The sequence below is a fragment of the Pantoea sp. Tr-811 genome (assembly GCF_011752535.1).
Taxonomy (GTDB): Bacteria; Pseudomonadota; Gammaproteobacteria; order Pseudomonadales; family Pseudomonadaceae; genus Aquipseudomonas.
In genome coordinates, this window is the sequence record NZ_VWXJ01000069.1 from 1 (window position 1) to 431 (window position 431).

General features: G+C 46.4%; 1 protein-coding gene. It reads left to right on the forward strand.

All coding sequences use genetic code 11. The features are described 5' to 3' along the window. Positions 1–245: 245 nt before the first annotated feature. A partial coding sequence (locus tag F3J44_RS29700; protein ID WP_205300274.1) for a hypothetical protein occupies positions 246–431 on the forward strand: 186 nt, incomplete at its 3' end.

The window sequence follows — 431 nt, forward strand, 5'->3', positions numbered from 1 at the left end:
TCAGTAGTGAAACGATGCATCGCCGATGGTAGTGTGGGGTTTCCCCATGTGAGAGTAGGTCATCGTCAAGATTCATTTCGCAAAACCCCTATCTGCGCGAGCAGGTAGGGGTTTTGTCTTTAAGTAGAAGCTATCGCTTTTCCTGGTAGGCTGAATGGCCAGCCGGTGGTGGTAAAAAGGTGGTTGACAGCGTTTTTGAATGCTGTATTATTCACCTCCCGCGACGAGAGATCGAAGCGAGTTAAGTGTTTGAAGCTAAACGAGTTTCTCGCAAAAAACTTCAAAATAAACGCTTGACAGGCCCTGAGGAAAGCGTAGAATGCGCGCCTCGGTTGAGACGAAAAGCTCTTAACCAAACGCTCTTTAACAAATCGAATCAAGCAATTCGTGTGGGTGCTTGTGAGTACGGACTGATAGTCAAAAAGATTATC